This is a genomic window from Microbacterium sp. Y547 (assembly GCF_057669785.1).
Genome location: NZ_JBYHFN010000002.1, coordinates 374,166 through 392,838, shown reverse-complemented (window position 1 = coordinate 392,838; position 18,673 = coordinate 374,166). Strand labels below are relative to the sequence as shown.

Annotated in this window: 20 protein-coding genes and 1 tRNA gene; 11 read left to right on the top strand and 10 right to left on the bottom strand. The window is 67.4% G+C overall.

The window, feature by feature from the left end; genetic code table 11:
• Positions 1–37 precede the first annotated feature (37 nt).
• On the bottom strand, positions 38–1,600 hold the full coding sequence (locus AC25Y0_RS04900) for an SDR family oxidoreductase (RefSeq protein WP_488134311.1): 1,563 nt from the start codon (positions 1,598–1,600) through the stop codon (positions 38–40).
• Between the two features lie 181 nt (positions 1,601–1,781).
• Between AC25Y0_RS04900 and AC25Y0_RS04895 the strand changes: the two genes are divergently transcribed.
• Together AC25Y0_RS04895 and AC25Y0_RS04890 are read left to right on the top strand one after the other, a co-directional pair.
• On the top strand, positions 1,782–2,231 hold the full coding sequence (locus tag AC25Y0_RS04895; RefSeq protein WP_488123201.1) for an Hsp20/alpha crystallin family protein: 450 nt from the start codon (positions 1,782–1,784) through the stop codon (positions 2,229–2,231).
• Between the two features lie 137 nt (positions 2,232–2,368).
• On the top strand, positions 2,369–2,605 hold the full coding sequence (locus tag AC25Y0_RS04890) for a hypothetical protein (RefSeq protein WP_488123200.1): 237 nt from the start codon (positions 2,369–2,371) through the stop codon (positions 2,603–2,605).
• Here the strand turns inward: AC25Y0_RS04890 and AC25Y0_RS04885 are convergent.
• Positions 2,584–4,596 (bottom strand): DUF262 domain-containing protein, encoded by a 2,013-nt coding sequence (locus AC25Y0_RS04885; protein WP_488134346.1) that lies wholly within the window; start codon positions 4,594–4,596, stop codon positions 2,584–2,586. The genes AC25Y0_RS04890 and AC25Y0_RS04885 overlap by 22 nt on opposite strands.
• 217 nt (positions 4,597–4,813) lie before the next feature.
• On the opposite strand from AC25Y0_RS04885, the gene AC25Y0_RS04880 reads away from it, so the two are divergent.
• Entirely contained in the window at positions 4,814–5,587 is a 774-nt protein-coding gene (locus tag AC25Y0_RS04880) for a hypothetical protein (protein WP_488123199.1), read from the top strand.
• A 182-nt stretch (positions 5,588–5,769) separates the two neighbouring features.
• Positions 5,770–6,273, top strand: coding sequence for a DUF3145 domain-containing protein (locus AC25Y0_RS04875; RefSeq protein ID WP_488123198.1), 504 nt, complete (start codon positions 5,770–5,772; stop codon positions 6,271–6,273).
• Between the two features lie 134 nt (positions 6,274–6,407).
• Here AC25Y0_RS04875 and AC25Y0_RS04870 read toward each other — a convergent pair whose 3' ends face one another.
• From AC25Y0_RS04870 to aceE, 6 genes are all read right to left on the bottom strand, one after another.
• Positions 6,408–7,646, bottom strand: a complete 1,239-nt coding sequence (locus tag AC25Y0_RS04870) for a beta-ketoacyl-[acyl-carrier-protein] synthase family protein (RefSeq protein ID WP_488123197.1) — start codon at positions 7,644–7,646, stop codon at positions 6,408–6,410.
• A gap of 64 nt (positions 7,647–7,710) precedes the next feature.
• Positions 7,711–7,959: an acyl carrier protein gene (locus AC25Y0_RS04865; protein WP_488123196.1), complete on the bottom strand. Its 249-nt coding sequence runs from the start codon at positions 7,957–7,959 to the stop codon at positions 7,711–7,713.
• 68 nt (positions 7,960–8,027) lie between these two features.
• Complete coding sequence (locus AC25Y0_RS04860) at positions 8,028–9,029, bottom strand: beta-ketoacyl-ACP synthase III (protein ID WP_488123195.1); 1,002 nt, start codon at positions 9,027–9,029, stop codon at positions 8,028–8,030.
• Positions 9,026–9,940 (bottom strand): ACP S-malonyltransferase, encoded by a 915-nt coding sequence (locus AC25Y0_RS04855; RefSeq protein ID WP_488134310.1) that lies wholly within the window; start codon positions 9,938–9,940, stop codon positions 9,026–9,028. Before AC25Y0_RS04855 ends, AC25Y0_RS04860 begins: the two co-directional genes overlap by 4 nt.
• A gap of 97 nt (positions 9,941–10,037) precedes the next feature.
• A complete protein-coding gene (locus AC25Y0_RS04850; protein WP_488123193.1) occupies positions 10,038–11,249 on the bottom strand; it encodes a PucR family transcriptional regulator in 1,212 nt (403 codons plus the stop codon).
• Between the two features lie 8 nt (positions 11,250–11,257).
• On the bottom strand, positions 11,258–13,987 hold the full coding sequence (gene aceE, locus AC25Y0_RS04845; RefSeq protein WP_488123192.1) for a pyruvate dehydrogenase (acetyl-transferring), homodimeric type: 2,730 nt from the start codon (positions 13,985–13,987) through the stop codon (positions 11,258–11,260).
• 152 nt (positions 13,988–14,139) lie between these two features.
• Here aceE and AC25Y0_RS04840 point away from each other — a divergent pair.
• Together AC25Y0_RS04840 and AC25Y0_RS04835 are read left to right on the top strand one after the other, a co-directional pair.
• Positions 14,140–14,212, top strand: a tRNA-Val gene (locus AC25Y0_RS04840).
• A 407-nt stretch (positions 14,213–14,619) separates the two neighbouring features.
• The gene (locus AC25Y0_RS04835; protein ID WP_488134309.1) at positions 14,620–14,853 is read left to right on the top strand and encodes a helix-turn-helix domain-containing protein; all 234 of its coding nucleotides are present in this window, start codon (positions 14,620–14,622) and stop codon (positions 14,851–14,853) included.
• 229 nt (positions 14,854–15,082) lie between these two features.
• Here AC25Y0_RS04835 and AC25Y0_RS04830 read toward each other — a convergent pair whose 3' ends face one another.
• Positions 15,083–15,574, bottom strand: a complete 492-nt coding sequence (locus tag AC25Y0_RS04830; protein ID WP_488134308.1) for a hypothetical protein — start codon at positions 15,572–15,574, stop codon at positions 15,083–15,085.
• A 273-nt stretch (positions 15,575–15,847) separates the two neighbouring features.
• Positions 15,848–16,018, bottom strand: coding sequence for a hypothetical protein (locus tag AC25Y0_RS04825; protein WP_488134307.1), 171 nt, complete (start codon positions 16,016–16,018; stop codon positions 15,848–15,850).
• A 122-nt stretch (positions 16,019–16,140) separates the two neighbouring features.
• On the opposite strand from AC25Y0_RS04825, the gene AC25Y0_RS04820 reads away from it, so the two are divergent.
• The 5 genes from AC25Y0_RS04820 (at position 16,141) to AC25Y0_RS04800 (ending at position 18,651) form a co-directional block, all read left to right on the top strand.
• Positions 16,141–16,941, top strand: a complete 801-nt coding sequence (locus AC25Y0_RS04820) for a BRO family protein (RefSeq protein WP_488134306.1) — start codon at positions 16,141–16,143, stop codon at positions 16,939–16,941.
• Entirely contained in the window at positions 16,938–17,165 is a 228-nt protein-coding gene (locus AC25Y0_RS04815; protein ID WP_488134305.1) for a hypothetical protein, read from the top strand. The genes AC25Y0_RS04820 and AC25Y0_RS04815 overlap by 4 nt, the downstream gene beginning before the upstream one ends.
• The gene (locus AC25Y0_RS04810; RefSeq protein WP_488134304.1) at positions 17,165–17,359 is read left to right on the top strand and encodes a hypothetical protein; all 195 of its coding nucleotides are present in this window, start codon (positions 17,165–17,167) and stop codon (positions 17,357–17,359) included. Before AC25Y0_RS04815 ends, AC25Y0_RS04810 begins: the two co-directional genes overlap by 1 nt.
• Before the next feature lie 58 nt (positions 17,360–17,417).
• On the top strand, positions 17,418–17,549 hold the full coding sequence (locus AC25Y0_RS04805) for a hypothetical protein (RefSeq protein ID WP_488134303.1): 132 nt from the start codon (positions 17,418–17,420) through the stop codon (positions 17,547–17,549).
• Positions 17,550–17,667: 118 nt separating this feature from the next.
• Positions 17,668–18,651, top strand: coding sequence for a YqaJ viral recombinase family protein (locus tag AC25Y0_RS04800; RefSeq protein ID WP_488134302.1), 984 nt, complete (start codon positions 17,668–17,670; stop codon positions 18,649–18,651).
• Positions 18,652–18,673 lie beyond the last annotated feature (22 nt).

The window sequence follows — 18,673 nt, the reverse complement described above, 5'->3', positions numbered from 1 at the left end:
CGAATGGCCGTTTTGGATGCACCTGAATGCAGATTGATCAAAGAACTTTCACTGCGTCCGCTTTGGGGCCTCGCCGCGGCTGTGTTTCCGCTGCCGCGGCGGCCGTGATGCGGTTGGCCATACCCCGGAAGATCACGCCATGGAAGGGGAGGACCGCCAGCCAGTACGCGCGGCCGGCCAAGCCGCGCGGAAAGAAGATCGCGCGCTGTCGGTAGCGGGAACCCGCGCCTTCTGCGCTCGCCCGCATCTCGAGCCATGCTTCACCGGGCACCCTCATCTCGGCGCGCAGACGCAGCAGCGATCCGTGCTCGACGGCTTCGACGCGCCAGAAATCGAGTGCGTCACCGACCTGCAGTCGGGACTGGCTGCGTCGACCACGTGCCAGGCCGACGCCGCCGACGAGTTTGTCGAGCCATCCCCGCAGCGCCCACAGCACGGGGCTCGAGTACCAGCCGTTCGCGCCGCCGATTCCCGAGATGACTCGCCACAGCGATTCGACCGGGGCGCGTGAGGTGGCCGACCGCTCATCGACGTAGGCTGTGCGCCCCGCCCAATCCGGATCGCTGGGCAGCAGATCTCCGGGCGCTGTCAGGACTCCCGCATCCTGCCAGCTCGTCTCCACTCCGTCTTCGCCCAGCCGGCGCAGCGCCAGTCGCACGGCCTGGCGATAGGGCGTCAGGCCGCCCTCGGGCGGGAGGATGATGTCGTCGATGCGGTGATCCGCCATGACGCAGTCGTTCTGCAACGACTCCACGAGGGGTCTCGCCAGCGATCGCGGTATCGGCGTGACGAGGTTCACCCAGTGCGACGCGAGACGTGGAGTCAGCACGGGCAGCGCGGCGATCGCTCGTTGCGGTAGTCCCGCTTCGACGGCGTAGCCGTTCATCATCTGGCCGTAGCGGAGGACGTCGGGGCCGCCGATGTCGAACTGGCCGCTGACCGGGTTCGGAAGCCGCGCAGCGCTCATCAGGTAGTGCAGCACGTCGCGGACCGCGATCGGCTGGATCCGATTGCGCACCCACCGCGGAGCAGGCATGTAGGGCAGCACGTCGGTGAGGTGGCGCACCATCTCGAACGACGCGGAGCCTGAGCCGATCACGACTCCCGCTTGGAGAACGAGGGTCGGCACCCCACTGGCCAGCAGGATCTCGCCCACCTCGACCCGTGAGCGAAGGTGCGGCGAGAGGTCCTCGCGCGGATGCAGGCCACCCAGGTACACCAGCTGTCCGACCCCCGCTTCGGCGGCGGCAGCGGCGACGGTTCTCGCGATGGTCCGGTCGGTCTGTTCGAAGTCCCGGCCGGTCCCGAGCGAATGGATGAGGTGAAACGCGACGTCGACTCCCTCCATCGCGCGCGAGAGGACCCGGCAATCCTGCGCCGACCCCTCGATGACGTCGACGTCCTTGCCCCATGGGAAGGCGAGTGCGCGATCACGAGAGCGCGCCAGCACACGCACGCGGTATCCGGCATTGAGAAGCCGGGGCACGAGGCGACCCCCGATGTAGCCGGTTGCTCCGAGGACCAGGACGAGCGGGGGAGGGACGCGATCCTCGGGAGCGCGAAGATGGGGCTCTCGGCCCGTGGGCGACGAAAGATCCATGGCTGTCCACTCCCCTAATTGCTAGCTAGGCTAGCTATTCCTGGAACGTACACCACCTTCTAGCGAAGCAAAACCTGCTGGCACTCGCAGGGCGAGAGTGCTAATCTGTTCGCACTTGAGCCCCTTCGGCTCAAGTTCCATCGCTCGGAGCACCGTCCGAGCCCGCTCGAAGGAGATGATGATGGCAACATATGATCCGCTCCGCGAACTGGAGCGCTTTGCACAGACGATGCTCGGCCAGAGCAGTCGGGGTCCGCGTGAGATGCCGATGGATCTGTACCGGGCCGGCGACCACTACGTCCTGACCGCCGACCTACCCGGCGTCGATCCCGGATCGGTCGACGTCGACGTCGATGGACAGCTGCTCACCATCCGCGCCGAGCGCACGCTCGCGACAGGCGATGAGGTGACCTGGATCACTCGGGAGCGAGTCGCGGGCAGCTACCTGCGCCAGCTCAGTCTGGGACAGGGAATCGACACCGAGCGCATCTCGGCGACCTACCGCAATGGTGTCCTGAGCGTGACTCTGCCGGTCAGCGAGCGGGCCAAGCCCCGCAAGATCTCGATCGACACCGATGACCGTTCCTCCGAACTGAAGATCGAAGAATCGCGCCCGACCGTCGACGCGTAAGCCCTCCACTGGGTCGTGCCCTCGGGCTGAACGGGGGCACGACCCGGTCCCACACGCTCAACGAAGAGAAGGACATGGTCAAAGACGTGAGCAATAGGTACGCACTGAAACGACTGACCTCGTTGGAATGGATTCTCGTGGACGCATCACGCGACGAGCACGATCCCTTCCGCACCATCGCCTGCATCTACCGCGTGGACGATCTGGAGTGCGATGTCGTATGGCTGCGCGACATGGGCCTGCGTGAGCGGTACGCGACTCCCCAGGAGGTGCGGGACGCCGTCATCGAGGTGACGGCACCCGCTCCGGCTTCGGACGGCGACGCCCCGGTGCTCTCCCTGCCGGGAGCGCGCTACATGGCGGCGGCGATGTAGGAGTACTTGACGAACACTTCATGAGCGATGCCGGCCTCCTCGAGGACGCCCTGCACCGCCGTGAGCATGTACTTCGAATCCCACCCCATGTACAGGTGGGTGTTCTCGTCGAGCTGGTCCCACTGTCCGTTCCATGAGCGGGTCGGATAGAGGGGTCCGCCGCGACGGGCGCTGAAGGCGACGACGCTCTCACGGGAGTCGGCCCACAGTCGCTTGAAGATCCGGTTGAAGAGGTACTTCACGTCGTGCACTTCCCAGTGCTCGCCGCGGTACTCGGTATAGTCGAACTCCCGCTCCCAGCCGCGCGGCCAGCCGCGCCGCCGGACGGCGTCGAGGATCGGCGTGAGGCCGTCGTCGTCGATGAGCACTGAGGCGGGGCGGGCCCAGATCTCGAGGAACCGGGCGCTCAGTCGCGCCGTGCGCGCCGTTATCGCAGCGGTGCCCCAGGATGCCTCGTCGGCGAGGGCGCGGGTGTCGTCGATCTCGCTCGCGCGATAGAGCTCGCGCTTGGCCGGGAAGTCGCGATCCAGCGCGCGCTCCGCGAGTGGCTCTTCGAGCAGCGCGAGGTTGCCGAGGGTCTGCGCGAGCGCGCGGTGGCTGTTCTGCTCGTCTTCGGAGTAGTCCGCCCACGCGCGCACGCCGTCGCCCGTCCAGGCATCCGAGGGGGCCAGCGGGAAGAGATGTTCGACATCGAGTCCATCCGCAGACGACACTTCGGCGATCCGGCCGAGGACGTACACGGCGTGCGGAAGATCGCCGTACTTGAGGGCAACGCGCACCCGCTCGTCGGACGGCGTGATGCGGGCGATGGCGTGCACGAGCGCCTGCGCGCCCTCGTCTCGCGCACGGCAGAGCCGTGCGACGAGGCGCTCGTTCGGGAGGCCCACGACCGTGCGGCGAAGCAGGAGCGCCTGCATGTGCTCGAGGGTCGCCAGCAGGTCTGAGCGATCGGTCCGTCCCGTGCTCGCGTCTCGGTAGGCGCGCATGATCAGGGGATACGCGATGCGACCGAAGGTGTTGATGTAGCTCAGGTGACGCGAGACCTCGACGTCGTCTTCGAGCGTCGGGTCGAGGAGTGTCCGATAGATCTCGGCGTGCGCCCGCCATTCCGCGGCATGCGCGCGCAGGGTCGCGACATCGATGCGCGGGAACTCCTGGCGAAACGCACTGTAGACGCCGTGCTCGCCGGCGACGGCGACCTCACGGCCCGTGATCATGATGAGGTAGTGCCGCCAGAAGGCGCCGATCGCCGAACCGGTGCTCTGCTCGATCGGCACCCAGTAGTCGTGCTCGATCTCGGTCTGCTCGTCGTGCGTGAGGCCCATCAGCACGTAGTTGTGGATGAGCTCATGATCACGCAGCGGCTCACCCGTCGAGTTGAGACTCGCGAAGATCTGCTGCGCGTTCGCACCCGCTCCGAGGGTGATCGCCACGTGCTCGAGCCGCTGGAGACCGCGCCAGATGGCGGGCGCCTCGCCCGGACTGATCTGGCTGCGGAAGAAGGCGTAGTTGTCGTCGAAGCGCGAGTCACGCTCGTCGATGTCGGTCGAGCGCCGGTTGAGCACGACGTCCTGGAAGACATCGGCCCACGCGCGGTGGGGCCGCAGTTTCGTGCGCGCCGGATCATCGGCGCGGACGAGCACGGCTTCGAGTTCGGCGGCGAGCTCCGGGTCGCTCTCGCCGATCGTGTGATGCAGCGCCGCGACGAGCAGCATGAGCGTCGTGACACGCTGCTGGCCGTCGATCAGCACGAGATCGGCGGCACCACCAGCGGCATCCGCGTCGACCGAGGACAGGATCGACCCGATGAAGTGCATCGTGCGGGACGGCGAATCGGCGACGGCGCGGACATCGGCCAGCAGCTGCTCGCAGCCTCCGATGTCCCAGCGGTACTGTCGCTGATAGACCGGGACGACGATCGTGGTGTCCGGTGCCGAGAGCCACGCGATGGTGTTGACCGCGGTCGCATCGATGTTCGTGGCTGTGGCCATCACGTCGCTTCGCCTCCTGCTCATCGGGTGTGCAGATATCCGCGGAAGAATCGTCGCGGCCCCGCCGCCGTCGAGTTTAGCCCTGCGGCGTGTGCGCCACCGGCGGACGCAGACCACCCCGCTCGTCCTCCGGGAATCACCCAGACCGCGGAGGTAGGCTTGCCTAAGTTGGGCCTGTTAAAACGTGCTGGCCCCCTACGAAAGGCTGATCCACCTCATGGGTTACATCAAGTCTGCCGCGCTCGAAGAGACCGGCTATGTCGTCCTCGACAGCTACAACCAGGAGCTCGATCCGAAGGAGTGGCTCGACCTCGAGTACAACGACTGGAAGTCCTCGGGCGACACCCGCTTCGCACCGCTCGCCAGCGCCTTCGGCGAGATCGAGTGCAACGGGTTCTGGAACCACAAGCCCCCGCGCACCGACAAGGACGGCGTCTGGATCGACTCGCAGGTCGCCAAGGCCCCGATCCTCGCGCGTCGCGCGCAGGAGCCCGGCGCCAACGTCGGTCGGTGCCGCGTGATCGAGCTGCAGCCGACGCCTTACGGGGAGTGCCTCTACAACCTGCACCAGGACGACAACAACCGCCTCAACCCCGACGGCACGGGCTGGGTCGTCCGCGGATTCTTCAACCTGACCGATGACGCGACCAGCTACTTCGTCCTGCGCGAGAACCGCACCGACCCCGAGGGCGAGGTGCGCATCGCGCTGCCCGCCGGCGCACAGCTGATCGTCGACACGCAGCGCCTGTGGCACGCGGCCACGCACAACGGCGATGAGCCGCGCTACTGCCTCATCACGTCGTGGACCTCGGGTCCCGAGCTCGACGCCTACATCGAGAAGTACAACGGCGTGAACCGTGTCGACAACGTCGAGGTGCCGCAGGACGTGCTCGAAGCCGGCTACGCCGAGCAGGCACGCAAGGATGCCGCACGCGCCGCGTACTACGCAGCCAAGGGCCAGGCCATGCGGAATGTCATGAGCGAGGCCTGACCTTCGTTCCGCGCGATGCCCCCGACCCCTCCAGGTCGGGGGCATCGCTCATGACACGCCGGAACCACACGATTGTCATTCCCGGGTCGCGTGGGTGATAATGACCACAGCACAACAGAACAAGCCGCGGTGAGCCGTGTCAGGTCGTAGGGGAAGACGCACCTGACGAAACGGAGAACATCATGGCGACATCGCAGGCGCGTGGAGTGGTTCTCATCCATTCCGCGCCACGAGCGTTGTGCCCCCACCTCGAGTGGGCGGTAGGTCGCGCCCTTGGGCGCGCCGTCAACTTCGAGTGGGCCGACCAGCCTGTCCTCGAGGGCAGCCGTCGCGCCGAGTTCTACTGGGACGGCACAGCCGGCACGGGCGCCGCGCTGGCGACAGCGATCCGCGGTTGGGAGCACTTGCGTTTCGAGGTCACCGAAGACCCCACTCCGCGCAGTGATGGCGGCCGCTGGATGCACACGCCCGGTCTCGGCGTCCACTATGCGCAGACCGACTCCGCCGGCAACATCGTCATCGGTGAAGACCGCATCCGGTACGCGATGGAACTCGCCGCCGGTGACCCGCAGGAACTCCAGCGGGAACTGCAGATCGCACTCGGCTCGGCGTGGGATGAGGAGCTGGATACCTTCCGGCACGCGAGCGATGACGCTCCGGTGGTCTGGCTGCACAAGGTCGGCTAGATGTGGGGCGGTGGCGAGGCGCGACTAGCGGACGCCGGTGACGACTCCCGGTACTGAGAAAGCGAATCGCCGCCGCCCGATAACCACAGACGCCCCCGGCGATCGAACCGATCACCGGGGGCGTCTTGGCGTGCTCAGACGGACGCGAACGCGACGACCGCGTTGTGCCCGCCGAAGCCGAACGAGTTGCTGATCGCCAGCTGGTCCCCGTCGCCCAGGGGAGTCGGAGATCCAGAGAGGCGGAACGGGACCTCGGGGTCCTGCTCGGTGATGTTGATCGTGGGCGGAGCGATCCGGTCGCGCAGTGCGAGCACGGTGAAGATGCCCTCGAGCGCGCCCGTGCCACCCAGCAGATGTCCCGTCGATGCCTTCGTGGCCGAGACCGGGATCTCGTCGACGCGGTCGCCGAAGACGCTTCGCAGCGCCTGATACTCATTGGGATCGCCCACGGGAGTCGACGTCGCGTGTGCGTTGACGTGCGTCACGTCGCCGGGGGCGGCGTCGGCCATATCGAGCGCCATGCGCACGGCGCGTGCCGCGCCCGCGCCTGAGGGGTCATTCGCCGTGATGTGGTACGAATCCGCCGTCACACCGCCACCGACGACGGCGGCGTAGATCTTCGCACCGCGAGCCTTTGCATGCTCCTCGGTCTCGAGGATGAGCACGCCGGCGCCCTCACCCATGACGAACCCGTCGCGGTCGATGCTGCCGGGCCGCGACGCCGTCGCGGGGGAGTCGTTGCGGCGCGAGAGGGCCTGCATCGAGGCGAACGAGGCGATCGTGATCGGGTGGATCGCGGACTCCGTGCCCCCCGCGATCACGACGTCTGCCAGCCCTGCGCGCAGGTGCTCGACGGCGTTGACGATCGATTCCGTGCTCGAAGCGCATGCGCTGGCCACCGTGCGCGCATACGCGCGTGCGCCGAAGTGCAGCGAGAGGTTCCCCGCGGCCGCGTTCGGCATCAGCATCGGCACCGTCATCGGCATGACCCGACGGGGCCCCTTCTCGCGGAGAGTGTCCCAGGCGTCCAGCAGCGTCCAGACTCCGCCGATGCCCGTCGCGAAGTCGACGCCGAGACGCTCCGCCTCGACCTCGGGGCTGCCGGCATCGGCCCACGCTTCGAGTGCGGCGACGAGCGCGAACTGCGACGACGGGTCGAGCCGCTTCGCCATCGGGCGCTCGAGCACCGTATCGGGGCGCACGAGCGCCTCGGCCGCGAAGGTGACGGGCAGCTGGTACTTTTCGACCCACTCGTGCTCGAGGGACCGGGCGCCGGACGCGCCGGAGAGCAGTGCGGACCAGCTTTCGGGTGCGGTGCCACCGAGAGGCGATGACGCCCCGATGCCGGTAACGACGATGCGTGACATGGTCATAGACGGATGTTCCTCGCAGAAGGTTTGATCCGGTGGGGGCCGGAAGCCCCCACCGGTGATCGTGCTATGCCTGGTTCGACGTGATGAAGGTGACGGCGTCGCCGACGGTCTTGAGGTTCTTGACCTCGTCGTCAGGGATCGTGACGCCGAACTTCTCTTCTGCGTTGACGACGATGGTCATCATCGAGATCGAGTCGATGTCGAGGTCATCGGTGAACGACTTCTCGAGGGCGACCTCATCGGCCGAGATTCCCGTCTCGTCCGTGATGAGCTCGGCGAGTCCGGTGAGGACCTCGTCGTTGGTGAGTGCCATTTTTTCTCCTGTCATTCGGATTCCGGACCGGCCGGTCCGGAATCAGTGTAGGGCTGGGGTCGCACGCGTCAGGGGAGGACGACGACCTGCGCGCCGAAGACGAGGCCGGCGCCGAACCCGATCTGAAGCGCAAGTCCGCCGCTGAGCTCAGGGTGCTCCTCGAGCAGCCGATGCGTCGCGAGCGGAATCGAGGCAGCTGACGTGTTCCCCGTGGTCTCGATGTCGCGCGCCACGACGACGCTCTCGGGAAGCTTCAACTGCTTGGCGAATTCGTCGATGATCCGCATATTGGCCTGGTGCGGCACGAAAGCGGCGAGATCGGATGCCTCGACACCGGCGGCCTCCAGTGCTTGGCGAGCGACCTTGACCATCTCCCACACCGCCCAGCGGAAGACCGTCGGGCCCTCTTGGCGCAGCGTCGGCCACGGCACCTCGCCGTCGCGGAACTGCGTCAAAGTGCCGTTCATCGCGACGGCATCCGCTTTGGATCCGTCCGAACCCCACACCGTTGGGCCGATGCCGGGCGTGTCGCTGGGTCCGATCACGACCGCGCCGGCGCCGTCGCCGAGAAGGAACGAGATGCTCCGGTCGGTGGGGTCCACGACGTCGCTGAGCTTCTCGACGCCCACGACGACCGCGTAGGTGGCAAGGCCACCGCGGATCAGGGCGTCACCCTGTGCGACGCCGTAGGCGAAGCCCGCGCACGCCGCGTTCAGGTCATAGGCCGCGGCGGGGTTCGCTCCGATGCGGTCGGCCACGATCGCCGACACGGACGGGGTCTGGCGCGGGTTCGAGATCGTGGCGACGAGCACGGCGTCGATCAGAGCCGGATCGATGCCCGAGCGCTCGACCGCCTCGCGGGCGGCATCCGTCGCCATCTCGATGGCCGTCGTCTCTTTGACCGCCCGCATGCGCGTCACGATGCCCGTGCGCTGGCGGATCCATTCGTCGCTCGAATCGATGGGGCCGACGAGGTCTTCGTTCGGCACGGCGATCTCGCCGCGTGCCGCGCCATACGCGTAGATCCGCGTGTGGGCCGGGCCGGTCGGCTGAACGATCGTGCGATTCATGCGGTGCCTCCTGAGAGCAGGGCGACGGCAGCGTCGAGGTCAGCGGGGGTCTTCAGCGCGACGGTCGGCGTGCCACGCAGTGCGCGCTTGGCGAGCCCCGTGAGGGTTCCCGCCGGGGCGAGCTCGATGATGCCGGTCGCTCCGGCATCGCCGAACGCCGTCATACAGAGATCCCACCGCACGGGAGAGGCGACCTGCTCCACGAGCAGGCGCGCGAACTCCGAGCCCGACGACACGACGGATCCGTCGTGGTTGGTCCACACAGTGAGGGCGGGATCGTTCACATCGACACCCGCGACCGCGGAACGCAAGGCGTCGACGGCCGGCGCCATGAAACGCGTGTGGAAGGCACCCGCGACCTGAAGCGGAATGACGCGCGTGCCGGCGGGAGGCTCGGCCGTGAGCGCCGCAAGCGCAGCGTGTGCGCCGGCGGCGACGATCTGGCCCCCGCCGTTGTAGTTGGCGGGGGTGAGGTCGAGCTCCTCGAGACGCGAGACGACAGCCGCCTGGTCGCCGCCGATGACCGCGCTCATGCCGGTCTGTTCGAGCGCAGCTGCCTCGGCCATCGCACGCCCGCGGATGCCGACGAGGCGCATCGCGTCTTCTTCCGAGAGGACGCCCGCGGCCGCGGCGGCGGCGAACTCTCCGACGGAGTGGCCGGCGACGCCCTGAACGGCGTGCTTCGCTCCGAGCGCCGACCACGACAGCAGGCTCGCGGCGACGATGAGGGGCTGCGCGACCTGGGTGTCGCGGATGCGGTCGGCATCCCACTCGGTGCCGGCGGCGACGAGATCCACCCCTGCCCATTCGGAGTAGGAGGCGAGTCGCTCGGGGACCCCGTCGAGTTCAAGCCACGGAGTCAAAAAGCCGGGGGACTGAGAGCCCTGTCCGGGGAAGACCGCAATGATCACTTACTCATCCTGCCAATCATCGTCTCTGCGGATCTGGCGAGTCTCGCACAAGAATCCCGTGATGGTTTGTGTGTGTTGTACAGGCTGTCGATGCCCATCATGACGCCGATCGCCGGGCCGTGGGGCGCCGGCGCACGGAATCCGACCCGATCGAGCCGAGGATGAGCGACGTCTGCAGGATGAGCGCTTCGCGCGGTCCCGTGGCATCCCACCCGATCACTTCGGAGACGCGCTTGAGCCGATAGCGCACCGTATTGGGATGCACGAACAGCTCGCGCGCCGTCGCCTCGAGCGAGCGGCCGTTGTCGAGGTAGCTCCACAGGGTCGCCACGAGGTCGGCGCTGTGCGCCTGCAGGGGCCGGTAGATGCGCTCGACGAGGGTGACCTTCGCGAGCGGGTCCCCCGCAAGGGCACGCTCGGGGAGCAGGTCGTCGGCCTCGACGGGTCGCGGCGCGTGGCGCCAGGCTCGCGCGACAGCGAATCCCGCGAGGGCGGCACGCGCGCTCTGGCCCGCATCGACGAGCGCCGGCACGGTACTCCCGAGCACGAGGTGCCCCGGACCGAAGCCCGGCTCGAGGCGTTTCGCGATCTCGATGAACGGCAGGTCCACGGGGACGTCCTCACGACCCGCGACATCGGCTCGTCCGATCACGAGCACGAGCCGTGACCCCTGCACACCGATCAGCACGTCGATGCCCAGCTTGCGTGCGACGCGCCGCAGCTGATCGACATCGAGCTGCGGCGGAGTCGTGCCCACGAGAACGGCGACCTCGCCGTGACCGTGCCAGCCGAGGGCAGCGATCCGGCTCGGCAGCTCGTCATCGGCTTCGCCCGTCAAGATCGAATCGACGACGAGCGCCTCAAGTCGGGCATCCCACAGTCCCCGGGCCTCGGCCGCGCGGGCGTACACGTCGGCGGCGGCGAAGGCGACATCGCGCGAGTAGAGCAGGATCGCCTCGCGCAGATGCTCGCCCCTGCCCGCGACACGCTCCTCTGTCACCCCGACCGTGACGCGGATCAGCTGCAGCGTCTGCTGGAGGCTGACGCTGCGCAGCAGCTCGCGCGGCGCGGCGGCGAAGATGTCGGCGGCGATCCAGGGCGTCGACGTCGGATCCTCGTACCACTGGATGAACGCCGTGATCCCGGCCTGCGCCACCAGGCCCACGGCAGACCGACGCGCGGGGGGCATGTCGGCGTACCAGGGCAGAGTGTCATCGAGGCGCTGGATCGTCGCTGTCGCGAGATCGCCCGAGATGCGCCGCAGCCACGCGAGCGTCTCGGTCTTGTCTCCTTCTGAGGATGCGGGCATCGCGCGGGTCAGCTCTCGCCACCCGCGTTTCCGCTCGTTCCCGCGTTGACATCGTTCAACCGGTACTTCTCGATCGCCTGCGCCGCGAGGGACACATCGACCGTGCCCTCGGCCGCAAGAGCCTGCAGCGTGCGGACGACCATCGACGGGCCGTCGATCTTGAAGAAGCGGCGCGCTGCCGCGCGGGTGTCCGAGAAGCCGAATCCGTCGGCGCCGAGCGTCCAGTAATTGTGCTCGACCCAGGGGCGAATCTGGTCCTGCACGGCGTTCATGAAGTCGCTCACGGCGACGACCGGGCCGGGCGTGCCGCGCAGCTTGTCGGTGATGTACGCCGTCTTCGGCTCGTCGGCGGGGTTCAGGAAGTTGTGCTCGTCGACGGCCAGGCCGTCGCGGCGCAGCTCGGTCCACGACGTGACCGACCAGACATCGGCGTGAACGCCCCAGTCCTTGCGCAGCAGTTCCTGCGCCTCGAGCGCCCACGGCACACCGACACCCGACGCGAGCAGCTGCGCGCGGGGTCCGTCGCCCTCGGACGACGAGATACGGTGGATGCCGCGGCGGATGCCTTCGACGTCAACATCCGCGGGCTCGGCGGGCTGCACGAGCGGCTCGTTGTACACCGTCATGTAGTACATGACGTTGGGATCCGGGTGCGTGCCGCCGTACATGCGCTCGAGTCCGTCACGCACGATGTGCGCGATCTCGTAGCCGTAGGCCGGGTCGTAGGACACCGTGGCGGGGTTCGTCGAAGCGAGCAGGTGCGAGTGGCCGTCGGCGTGCTGCAGGCCTTCACCCGTGAGGGTCGTCCGCCCCGCGGTCGCGCCGATGATGAAGCCGCGCGCCATCTGGTCGCCGGCCGCCCACTGCGCGTCGCCCGTGCGCTGGAAACCGAACATCGAGTAGAAGACGTAGACGGGGATGAGCGGCTCGCCGTGCGTCGAGTACGACGTGCCCGTCGCGGTGAACGCAGCCACCGCGCCGGCCTCGTTGATGCCGACGTGCATGATCTGCCCCTGCGGGCTCTCCTTGTACGCCAGAAGCAGCTCGCGGTCGACCGAGGTGTAGTTCTGGCCGTGCGGGTTGTAGATCTTCGCCGTGGGGAAGTACGCGTCCATGCCGAACGTGCGGGCTTCGTCGGGGATGATCGGCACGATGCGGTGACCGAAGTCCTTCGAGCGCAGCAGGTCCTTCAGCAGACGGACGAACGCCATCGTCGTGGCGATCTCCTGCGTTCCGGAACCCTTCTTCGGCATCGCGTACGCCTCGTCACCGGGGAGGACGATGTCGACGTGATGCGAGCGGCGCTCGGGTAGGAATCCGCCGAGCGCACGGCGACGCTCGCGCAGGTACTGGATCGTCTCGTCCTTCTCACCGGGGTTGTAGTACGGCGGCAGGTACGGGTTCTCTTCGAGCTGCGCATCCGTGATCGGGATGCGCATCGAGTCGCGGAAGTGCTTGAGGTCGTCGAGGGTCATCTTCTTCATCTGGTGGGTCGCGTTCCGACCCTCGAAGTGATGACCGAGACCGTAGCCCTTGATCGTCTTGGCGAGGATGACGGTCGGCTGGCCCTTGTGCTCGGTCGCGGCCTTGTAGGCGGCGTACACCTTGCGGTAGTCCAGGCCACCGCGGCGCAGCTTGCCCCAGATGTCCTCGTCGGACCAGTCCTTCACCAGAGCGGCTGTGCGCTCGTCGCGGCCGAAGAAGTGGTCGCGGATGAAACCGCCGTCTTCTGCGCGGTAGGTCTGGTAATCGCCGTCAGGCGTCGTGTTCATGAGGCGCACGAGCGCGCCGTCGGCGTCCTGCGAGAGCAGTTCGTCCCATCCGCTGCCCCACACGACCTTGATGACGTTCCAGCCGGCGCCGCGGAAGAAGCTCTCGAGCTCCTGGATGATCTTGCCGTTTCCGCGGACGGGGCCGTCGAGGCGCTGCAAGTTGCAGTTCACGACGAACGTGAGGTTGTCGAGTCCTTCGTTCGCGGCGACCTGCAACTGGCCGCGGCTCTCGACCTCGTCCATCTCGCCGTCGCCCAGGAACGCCCACACGTGGGAGTCTCCGACGTCTTTGATGCCGCGGTTCGTCAGGTACTTGTTGGTCATCGCCTGGTAGATGGCGTTGATGGGGCCGAGCCCCATCGAGACCGTCGGGAACTGCCAGTAGTCGCCCATGAGCCGGGGGTGCGGGTAGGACGGGATGCCGTTCGGCGCCTGAGACTTCTCCTGGCGGAACCCGTCGAGCTGGGCCTCGGTGAGGCGTCCTTCGAGGAACGAGCGCGCATAGATGCCGGGCGAGGCGTGACCCTGGATAAAGATCTGGTCGCCACCGCTGGGGTGGTCGAGGCCGCGGAAGAAGTGGTTGAACCCGACTTCATACAGCGAGGCCGAAGACGCGTAGGTCGAGATGTGGCCGCCGACGCCGATGCCGGGGCGCTGCGCACGGTGCACCGTGACAGCGGCGTTCCAGCGGATCCACCGGCGATAGCGCCGCTCGAGCTCTTCGTCACCGGGGAACTCCGGTTCGTTGTCCGGCGCGATCGTGTTGATGTAGTCGGTCGTAGGGACCTGCGGCACATTGAGCTGCAGTTCTCGCGACGTTTGCAGCAGGCTCAGCATGATCTCGCGGCCGCGGCCGTGACCCTTTGCCTGAACGAGCTGCTGCAGGGACTCCTGCCACTCCGACGTTTCTTCAGGGTCGCTGTCCAGCGGCTCCTGAGAGTAGGGATCCTGGTCGTTGACAGTCACGCGAGACCTTTCGTCGTTCTGGCAGGTCATGCCAGGTATTCGCTACCGATGGACGCACGACGTTGTCGGTCGTGCACAATCACCGTCCGCCAGCCTAGCGCGGTTGGGGGTGCACTGAGCCGGGATGCACGCACCGTAGAATCGTCCGTCGAGGGCCTTTAGCTCAGCTGGTAGAGCGCCACGTTTACACCGTGGATGTCGTCGGTTCGATCCCGGCAGGGCCCACCGAACCATCGGGCGGTGTCGCCTGTCCCGCAGCGATGTATTCCGCGAAGAACACCACCGGATCGCGCTTCAGTAGCGCGGCGATCGCCTCGATTTCTTCGGCGAGGAATGGCGTCTCTCCGCGCATGCGCGTTCCCAGCGATGTGTGGTTCGTCCCGATGCGCATCGCGGCCTGACGGACCGACCAGCGCTCGCTCTTGAGTGCGTTGTGCACGAAGCGAGCGCGTGCGGCTCGCGTGGTGTCCGCGTTCGGCCGAAGCTCGCGGATGTCCCCTGGTGTACTCATGCCCAAAGTGTATGGATTTCTTTACACAAGATCAAGGATCACGAACAGGACGAACAGAAAAGATGCTAACCCAGTGACCTAGGGCTGGTTTGTGTAAGGATTTCGTGCCACACTGGCAGGCATGCCAACCCCCAATGAAGTAATTGCGGCAAAGGTGCGCGGCGTCGCCGCCGAGAAGCGCTTCACGCAGAAGAGCGTCGCTGACGTTCTGGGCCTCTCCCGTCCCAGCGTCGTGGAGCGTTACAGCGGCCGGGTCGCGTTCACCGCGCCGGAGGTCTTCAAGCTCGCCGTCGCGTTCAGCGTGCCGGTTACTCGGTTCTTCCCGGAACTCGAGTCCGGTGAGCGTGCAGCATGAACGCCCCGATCGTGTCGCGCGTCGTTGATCAGTGGCAGAAGGTTTTTGAGGGGCGTTCGGGAGTCGGATTCGGGCGGCGTGACGGGACCGGTTGGACGGTCGAGGACTCCCCGCGCGGACGTTTTCGGTACTCGGTGGACGAGGCCGAGAGGGCAAGGTTCGAAGCAGAGGGATACGCGTTCTTCACGCCGTTGGATCGCCCCGAGTGGTTGCCGAGCAGGGTGCCGACCTACGAGGTGCGCCAGCCGTCCCCAATCGCTAGCCGTGGTTCTTTCTGGGCGCGCCTCTTTCCCTGGGCGGTGAAGTAACCGATGTCTTCCATCGCCTGCCCTCCGGACGCCGTATCCATGAGTGCGTCAAGAAGCACCGAGGGGGCCCTGAACCTCGTGAGCGGGACGATGATCTCACTGCCGCCTGCGATGTGCTCAGCAAGGAATGGCCACTCGATTGGCAAACCGCTGCTGTCGGGCCGCGAAATCACGGTGATAACGCCGAACACGTCTGTGCGTCCCGTGTTCCTGAGCACCAGCGACCAGGTGGTGTCGGGGGTGACGCCGACGCCTTCTTCGGGGGAGCGCAGAACCCAAAGAAGATGGGGCTCGTACTCTTCGCGGACTGTGCGAAGCGCTGGACGGAGTGCCTGGAAGGCTACGACTATCGCGATCAGGGTGAGCGAGGCAGCCACGACATCCGCGATTCCAGAGACGGCGTTCCAGTCCATGTCGCTCAGCGTACCGATGCCGTCTCGCGGTGGCTGGGGCGGGGACTTTGCTCCGGAGCGTGCAGCATGAACGCCTCGGCTGAGTCGCCTGAACTCGCGGACGCAACGATCGAGTTGCTACCTCAGGAGCGCCGCGTCAGCGTCGACGAAGTGATGCGGGCGATCGAGCGACGCAACGCCCGAAGCACTGCGCGCCGGGAACTCCGCGACATCCACCAGGGCCGGTCAGACGAGGAACTGACAGCCCGGTTCGCGCTCGCCGTGGTCGACGTGTCAGATATTGCGGATGCGCTGAGCGACACGGCGGATGCTGCGCTCACTCTCCTGAGCGTTCTCGATCAGGACGTCCCAGAGGGCGTCGATCTCCGCTCGGGTGACGTTGCCCGCCTCCGCATCTGTCTTGAACTGCTCGCGGACCTTCCTCAGCGCACTGGCAGTGGCCATGAGACTGCTCCTTCGGTTGGTGACTCGGGTGCCCACACACCCGATGTCGTTGAGCCGATCGTAGGAGTCGCTCCCGGCGTGGAATCTTCGGCCACGCCGGGAGCACCCTCGGGGGTGTCGTCGTGAGCGGGCACCCGCCGTTCGAGGTCGGCCTCCGCAAGCGCGAGGCGTCGAGGCTGAGCATCTTCCGCTTCGACGGCGCCGATGTCCGCACGGTGATGATCGACGGCGAGCCGTGGTTCGTCGCGAACGACGTCGCGCGGGTCCTCGGATACGCCAACCCGGCCGATGCGATCTCGAAGCACTGCAAGGGGGTCGCGAAACGCTACCCCCTTCACACCGCCGGTGGGGTGCAGGACTTCCGTGTGATCGCCGAGGCTGACCTTCTCCGACTGATCGTCGGCAGCCGCCTCCCGGAAGCCGAACGATTCGAGCGCTGGGTGTTCGAGGACATCCTGCCGCAGGTCCGCCGCACGGGTTCCTACACCGCCCCGGAGTCTCCGGAGCAGCTGATGGCTCGCGCCGTGATCCAGGCGCAGGAGCTTCTCGCCCGCCGGGACGAGCAGATCGCCGACCTGACGCCCCGGGCGGAGGCGTGGGACGAGCTCGCAGACGCCGAGGGTGACTATTCGGTCGCGGATGCCGCAGCGATCCTGGTGCGCGCCGGGGTCGACACTGGCCCGCAGCGGCTGTTCGACAAGCTCGGCGAGATCGGGTGGACGTACCGCGGTGAGCAGCGCCGGTGGCGCCCATACGCGAAGACGCTCGACGCCGGCTACATGGCTGAGCGGGCGATGCCGCCCCGCGTGAACCACGACGAGATCCTCGTCCCCGTTCCCCCGCAGGTCCGGATCACGGCCCGCGGTCTCGAGCGACTCCGCGTCCGCCTCGGGGTCCTGTCTGCTGTGGAGGTCTCCGCATGATCCGTGGCACTGTCGCTCCCTGCCTGTTCGTCATGGCCCTGATTTTCATGGCCGCAGACGTCGCCCGGCTGCATATCACCGGCCTATTCATCCTCGGCGTCGTGCTGCTGCTGCTCTGGGCGTGGCTGCAGGGCGTGTTCACCCTCGCCTTCTGGTGTGCCGACCCGGCGACGTCGACCCGGCTCGACGCGATCGACCAAGACCTCGACAAGCGGGGGCTCTGATGCCTCGCTCCCCGAAGGTCCGCGCACCGCACCTCGACCGCACCCGACCTGTCCGCGCGCGCCGCGTGTCGACCGGCCCGATCCGGCTCGTCGTCGTCGACGACCTGCGCGGCGGCACGCCGATGGTCGTCGCGACGTTCGCCGGGCTGATCACGCTCGGGCTGTTCGCAGCCGGCGTCGCGCACATCCTCTGACCCGACCACCGATCCATCGAAGGGCACTCGAATGGAACACCACCCGATTCACGAAGCGGTGAGCACGCTCCTCGCGCACGTCTCCGCGTCCACCCTGAACGACATCGCCGCGGCGAGCGACTTCGAGCTGCCGGTCTCCGGCGACGATCTCGCGTTCCGCCGCCACGACTTCGCCGCGCTCGTCCCGTGATCGCGGAGTACCTCGCGGCCAGCATCGTCTGCCTGGCCGCTTCCCTCGCCATTGTCTGCGGCACCCTCGCGGTGGTCGCTGTCCAGTCGGTGCGTGTGCGCCGCCGGAAAGGAACGTCATGACCAACACGATCGAGCGGCCGCTGCGCATCGTCGCCGCTGACTCGCTGGGGTCAGAGGAAGGGCTGGCTGCGCGCGCCGAGGGCGTCACCGCATCCGAGGCCCGCGCGATCGCGCAGGGCGGCCGCGGCACCTGGCGGCGCATCCTCACCGACAAGCTCAACGGATCGACGTTCCGCGGCAACAAGCACACCCGCCGCGGTCACGAGCGCGAGGCGTTTCTTCTGCACTGGGCCGACGAGACGTTCGGCGCGGTCCGCGGGAACGAGGCACTGCTCGGGCACCCGGCACACCCGGCACATTTGGCAACCCCTGACGGTCTCGGCTGGGACTCCACCCGTGGCGGCTTCGGCGTCGAGGTGAAGTCCCACGACCACGGCTGGACCCGCGCCGACGCGCCGCCGGATCACGTCGACCAGATGCAGTGGGGCATGCACGTGACCGGGTTCGACTGGTGGCTGTACGTGTGGGAGGTCATGGGGGAGGACGGCGAGCCGACGCTCGCCGACCCGTCGTACCTGTGGGTGCCCCGTGACGACGTCCGTATCGGCCAGCTGGTGAAGCAGGCGGACGCGTTCATCGAGTGGCGGGAGGCCGGCGCCCCCGAGATCGACGACCTGCCTGACGATGTCGACGACGCGATCGCCGACTACGCCCGCGGTCTCGCCCTCGCCAGCGAGGGTGACGCGCTCAAGAAGGCGGCGCGGAAGGTCATCGACGGGTACACCGACGAGCACGCGCCCGCCGAGGGTGAGCCGCTGCGCAAGGGCGGGTCGCGCGCGTCGCTGTTCTTCCAGCCAAAGCCGCCGACGAAGGTCCTCGACGAGGACGCATGGGCGGATGCCGAGCCGGAGACCTACGCCGAGTGGCTTACCGCTCGCGAGCGGGTCGAGGAGCAGCAGGCCGCCGCGCTCGTCCTGTACTCAGCCGACAAGCCCGCCGCCCCCACCTTCCGAATCACTCGAAATGGAGACAAGCCGTGAGCGATCGGATGTCATCGCGTAC